This is a genomic window from Streptomyces sp. 7N604 (assembly GCF_052245475.1).
Lineage (GTDB): Bacteria > Actinomycetota > Actinomycetes > Streptomycetales > Streptomycetaceae > Streptomyces.
This window is the reverse complement of sequence record NZ_JBQQBX010000079.1, coordinates 1-4,833: the sequence shown is the minus strand read 5'-3', so window position 1 is coordinate 4,833 and position 4,833 is coordinate 1. Positions and strand designations below refer to the sequence as shown.

The 4,833-nt window shown below is 73.9% G+C and carries 5 protein-coding genes; 3 read left to right on the top strand and 2 right to left on the bottom strand.

Going from position 1 to position 4,833, the window contains the following annotated elements:
- Nucleotides 1-167 precede the first annotated feature (167 nt).
- Nucleotides 168-1,175, top strand: coding sequence for a lytic polysaccharide monooxygenase (locus ACTWP8_RS38025; protein WP_443326620.1), 1,008 nt, complete (start codon nucleotides 168-170; stop codon nucleotides 1,173-1,175).
- Between the two features lie 162 nt (nucleotides 1,176-1,337).
- Here ACTWP8_RS38025 and ACTWP8_RS38020 read toward each other — a convergent pair whose 3' ends face one another.
- Nucleotides 1,338-1,799 (bottom strand): Lrp/AsnC family transcriptional regulator, encoded by a 462-nt coding sequence (locus ACTWP8_RS38020; RefSeq protein WP_443326619.1) that lies wholly within the window; start codon nucleotides 1,797-1,799, stop codon nucleotides 1,338-1,340.
- An 80-nt stretch (nucleotides 1,800-1,879) separates the two neighbouring features.
- Between ACTWP8_RS38020 and ACTWP8_RS38015 the strand changes: the two genes are divergently transcribed.
- Nucleotides 1,880-3,163, top strand: coding sequence for an APC family permease (locus tag ACTWP8_RS38015; RefSeq protein ID WP_443326618.1), 1,284 nt, complete (start codon nucleotides 1,880-1,882; stop codon nucleotides 3,161-3,163).
- 37 nt (nucleotides 3,164-3,200) lie between these two features.
- Here the strand turns inward: ACTWP8_RS38015 and ACTWP8_RS38010 are convergent, their stop codons facing one another.
- Nucleotides 3,201-4,172 carry a GlxA family transcriptional regulator gene (locus tag ACTWP8_RS38010; protein WP_443326617.1) on the bottom strand — a complete coding sequence of 324 codons (972 nt, stop codon included), beginning with the start codon at nucleotides 4,170-4,172 and terminating at the stop codon, nucleotides 3,201-3,203.
- Nucleotides 4,173-4,244: 72 nt separating this feature from the next.
- On the opposite strand from ACTWP8_RS38010, the gene ACTWP8_RS38005 reads away from it, so the two are divergent.
- The coding region (locus ACTWP8_RS38005; RefSeq protein WP_443326616.1) for an MFS transporter at nucleotides 4,245-4,833 on the top strand (589 nt) is incomplete at its 3' end.

The window sequence follows — 4,833 nt, the reverse complement described above, 5'->3', positions numbered from 1 at the left end:
GCGCCGGCGGCCTCGCCCGCCCTTCGCCCCCAACTCCCCCAGCCCAGAACCTCGGGCCCGCGCTCCCAGCCCCAGAACCTCGGGCCCGAACCCGAACCCGAACCTCGGCCCCGAACCCGTACCCCCGAACACCCAACCCCCCACCCCGCACTATGAGGAGACCTCCGATGACCCCTCGTCGCAAGGCCACCGGAATCGCCGTGATCGGCATCGTGCCGCTGGCGCTGACCGCCCTCGCCACCGCCCCGGCCGTCGCACACGGCTCCATGACCGACCCGGTCAGCCGGGTGTCCGCCTGTTTCGCCGAGGGGCCGGAGAACCCGGACTCGGCGGCGTGCAAGGCGGCTGTGGCGGCCGGCGGCACCCAGGCCTTGTACGACTGGAACGAGGTCAACATCGGTGACGCCGCCGGGAAGCACCGGGAGATCATCCCGGACGGCAAGCTGTGCAGCGCGGGCCGCGACAAGTACAAGGGCCTGGACCTGCCCCGCGCCGACTGGCCGTCGACCCAGCTGTCCGGGGGCAGCCACACCTTCCGCTACAAGGCCACCGCCCCGCACAGAGGCTCGTTCGAGCTCTACATCACCAAGGACGGCTACGACCCCACCAAGCCGCTGAAGTGGTCGGACCTGGAGTCCGAGCCGTTCGCGACGGTGAAGGACCCGAAGCTGGAGAACGGCGCGTACGTCTTCGACGGCACGGTGCCGGGCAAGTCCGGCCGCCACCTGATCTACAGCATCTGGCAGCGCTCGGACAGCCCCGAGGCCTTCTACACCTGCTCCGACGTGGTGTTCGGCAAGGACAGCGGCGGCGGCTCCGCCCCGGCCCCGGAGGCCGGCGCCCCGACCGACGGCCAGATCGAGGACGGCGCCGACGAGTCGACGGTCGACCACGGCGGCCGCGGCGGCGATGACCACGGAACCGGCAACGGCACGAAAGCCGCTCCTGCCGGGGAGTCCGCGCCGGAGACGGCCACGGACACCGACGAGGCGGGCAACGCCCCGGCCCCCAACGGCTCGGCCGGCTCCTCCGCCGATGACGAGAAGCTCGCCCGGACCGGCGGAGACAGCAGCACCACGCCGATCGCCCTCGGCGGCGCGGCGGTACTCGCCCTCGGCTCGGCAGTCCTGTTCGCGACAACCCGCCGCAAGCCCGTTGCGCGCCACCGCGGCTGACACTCCATCACGTCCGCGGTCTGCACAATCTCCGTACGGCGTACCGAGGTCAGACGCCGTACGGGCCCCCGGCGCCGCCGCTCCTTCCCCCACAGGGGCGGCGGCGCCGCCATTTATCAGCTCTGTCAGCTCCGGTCAGCTCGGGTCAGCTCGGGTCTTCGGTCAGCCCCCCGGGAGCGGCGCGACGACGTCCTTGGCCACGTGCTGGTAGATCACCGAGCTGCGGAAGTCCACGACCTCCCGGCGCCCCGAGAAGCGATCCATGAGGAAGGTGTGCAGCTGGTCGACGTCGGGAACGGCGACATGGACCAGGAAGTCGTCGCCGCCCGCCACGCAGTAGACCGACAGCACTTCGGGCAGGCCGATCGCGTACGCCTTGAAGCCCTCGATGACGTCGCGGCTCAGCGGCCGGACCCGGACCGCGACCAGCGCCTGCACCGGCCGGTCCATCGCTCTCAGGTCGACCGTCGCCTTGAATCCGGTGATCACCCCGCGGGCGCGCAGGGCGCGGACCCGCTCCAGGCATGTGGAGGGGGCGACGCCAAGTGTGCGGGCGAGTTCGCGGTTCGTCTGCCGTGCGTCGCGCTGGAGTTCACGGACTATCGCCGAATCAATGTCGTCCATGGCCGCCATGTTCACACGCCTGCCGAACGACCTTCGGCAGGGGCCCCCGGGGAGCGGCTCTCCGCCTAGCTTCCCACGGCATGACGGAACATCGTACGAAGTCGCGCACCCGGTCTCCCGTTCTGCGGCGGCGACTTGGCCTCGGCGGCGGCACCGCCCTGTACGCGGGCGCCGTGCTCGGCCCCGGTGTGCTCGCCCTGCCCGCGCTCGCCGCGGCAGCCGCGGGCCCCGCCTCGGTCCTCGCCTGGGCATGCCTTCTTGCGGCGAGCGTGCCGGTCGCGGCCGCCTTCGCCGCACTCGGGGCGCGCTTTCCGGACGCCGGCGGAGTGGCCACCTATGTCCACCGGGCGTTCGGGCCGCGCGCCGCCGCGGCCGTCGGCTGGTGGTTCTTCGGGGCGGTACCGCTCGGGGTGGTGGCGGCGGCGTGGATCGGCGGCCAGTACGCCGCCGCGGCCCTGGGCGGGCCGTCCCGTACGGGCGCGGCGGCCGTGGGCGCACTGGTGCTGGCCGCGGCCTTCACTGCCAACTGCGCGGGACTGCGGCTCTCGGGCCGGGTGCAGCTGCTGCTCGTCGGGCTGCTCACCGCGCTGCTGCTGTTCGCGGTGCTCGCGGCGCTCCCGCATGCGCGCGCCGCGAACTTCACACCCTTCATGCCCGGGGGCTGGTCCTCGGTCGGCTCGGCGGCCGGAGTGCTGTTCTTCGCCTTCGCGGGGTGGGAGGCGGCCAGCCATCTGTCCGGCGAGTTCGCCGCGCCGCGGCGCGACTTGCCGCGCGTCACGGCCCTGACGCTGGCCGTGGTCACCGTTCTCTACCTGGGGCTTGCGATGGCCACGATCGGCGCGCTGGGCCGCGGCGCGGCCACGACCGCCGTACCGCTCACCCGCCTCCTCGAAGCGGGCGTGGGTACGGCGGCCCGCCCCGCCGCGGCCACCGCGGCCCTGCTGCTCACCTTCGGCGCCGTCAACTCCTATCTCGCGGGCGCCTCCCGGCTGGGCGCGGCGCTCGCCCGGGACGGCGCGGCACCGCGGTGGATGGCCCGGGGCGCCGCGCCGGGCGAGGTGCCGCGCCGCAGCCTCTCCGTGCTCGCCGGCGCCTGCGCGGCCGTGGCCGCGCTGCCGGCCCTCGGCGCCACCGATCTGGACCGCCTGATGCGCGCCACCTCCGTGTGCCTCGCGGCGGTCACCCTGGCGGGACTGCTGGCGGCGCTGGTCCTGCTCCCGCGCCGTACGGTGCTGTGGTGGTCGGTGACGGCCGCGGCTGCACTGACGGCAGCGGTGCTCGCCTTCTGCGGGGCGCTGCTCCTGCTGCCGCTCGCCCTGGGGGTTGCGGCCTGCGGCTTCCTGGCTGTACGCCGTGCCACGTGAACTCAGCGCTGTCGTGGGCTCAGCGCCGCGCCTGAGTTCAGCGCCGTGCCGCGCGCTGCACGCCGCGGAAGGTGCGGCGGTAGGCAGCCGGAGTGGTGCCCAGGGTCCGGTGGAAGTGCTGGCGCAGGCCGTCTCCGCTCCCCAGGCCGCTGCGTTCGGCGACGGCGTCGACCGGCAGATCCGTGGTCTCGAGCAGCTCGCGGGCCCGCGCGAGGCGTTGCCGGTTGAGCCACTTCAGCGGGGTGGTGCCCACCTCGCGGGCGAAGTGGCGTCCGAAGGTGCGGGTGCTCATGCCCGCCCGGCCGGAGAGTTCGGCGATGGTGATCGGCCGGTGCAGCCGCGCCAGGGCCCAGTCCAGGACCGGAGCGAGCCCTTCCACAGCCCGCGCGGCGGGTGCCGGGCGGGGCGGGACGTACTGGGCCTGGTCGCCCTCGCGGTGCGGCGCGATGACCATCCTGCGGCCGACTTCAGCGGCGGCCGCCGAGCCGAAGTCCCGGCGGACGATGTGCAGGCACAGATCGATCGCGGCCGCGGTTCCCGCGCTGGTGAGGATGGAGCCGTCATCGACGTAGAGGGCCTGCTCGTTGACGCGCACGCGGGGGTGGCGACGGCGCAGTTCGTCGGCGTACATCCAGTGCGTGGCCGCCTCCCGGCCGTCGAGCAGCCCGGCCGCGGCGAGGACGAACGCGCCGGAGCAGAGCGAGGCGATACGGGCCCCGCGCGCGTGCGCGTCCCTGAGCGCGCCGAGCAGTGCGGCCGGGGGCTCGTAGCCGTCCATCATGCAGGCCGGGACCACGACGAGGTCGGCGGCGCGGAGCGCCTCGAGCCCGTGCTCGGTCTCCAGCCGCAGACCGCCGGGGGCGCGCTGGGCGCCGCCCGGAGCGGTGCCGCACAGCGCCAGCTCGTATCCCTCCCCGAAGACCGCGCAGGGCACGGCGAGTTCGAAGAGCGAGGTCTCCTCGAGAAGGGCCACGGCGACGCGGATGGGTTTCGGCTGCACGACGTCCATGGCGTAAATCTAGTGGATCCTGGCATTTACGCCACTGGTTGCGTCGCCTTCGCAGGCCGGAGGCTGATGGGCATGACATGGAAGACGCTTTCTCCGCCGTCTCCGCTCTCTCCGCAGTGGCGGGTCGGGCTCGCCGGGATGACGGCGATCGGGGTGACCTTCGGCTTCGCCCGGTACGGCTACGGGCTGTTCCTGCCCGAGTTCCGCCGGGAGTTCGGGCTCTCGGTCTCGCTGGTGGGGCTGATCGGCAGTGCCTCGTACATCGGATATGTGGTGGCGCTGACGCTGGTCGGCGTGCTCGTATCGCGGTTCGGCCCGCGCCCGCTGGTGATCGCGGGCGGCCTCTCCGCGACCGTCGGCATGGGCCTGGTGGCCTTCGCGCGCGGGCCGGTGCCCCTCACGGCGGGGCTGATCCTGGCCGGCAGCAGCGCTGGTTGGGCGTGGGCGCCGTACTCGGACGCCGTGGACCGCCTGGTGCCGCAGGACCGGCGCGAGCGCGTCATGGGCGTGATCGGGCGGTACGGCGTTCGCCGTGGTGGCGGCCGGCCCGCTGGCGCTGATCGCCCGGGACACCGGCTGGCGGTACGCGTGGCTGGTCTTCGCCGCGGCGGCCCTCGCGACGACGGTCTACAACGCGCGCGTGCTGCCGTCCGGTGCGCAC

Coding starts and splice junctions, on each gene's coding strand:
- ACTWP8_RS38025 (WP_443326620.1), top strand. CDS start 168: ATGACCCCTCGTCGCAAGGCCACCGGAATCGCCGTGATCGGCATCGTG.
- ACTWP8_RS38020 (WP_443326619.1), bottom strand. CDS start 1,799: ATGGACGACATTGATTCGGCGATAGTCCGTGAACTCCAGCGCGACGCA.
- ACTWP8_RS38015 (WP_443326618.1), top strand. CDS start 1,880: ATGACGGAACATCGTACGAAGTCGCGCACCCGGTCTCCCGTTCTGCGG.
- ACTWP8_RS38010 (WP_443326617.1), bottom strand. CDS start 4,172: ATGGACGTCGTGCAGCCGAAACCCATCCGCGTCGCCGTGGCCCTTCTC.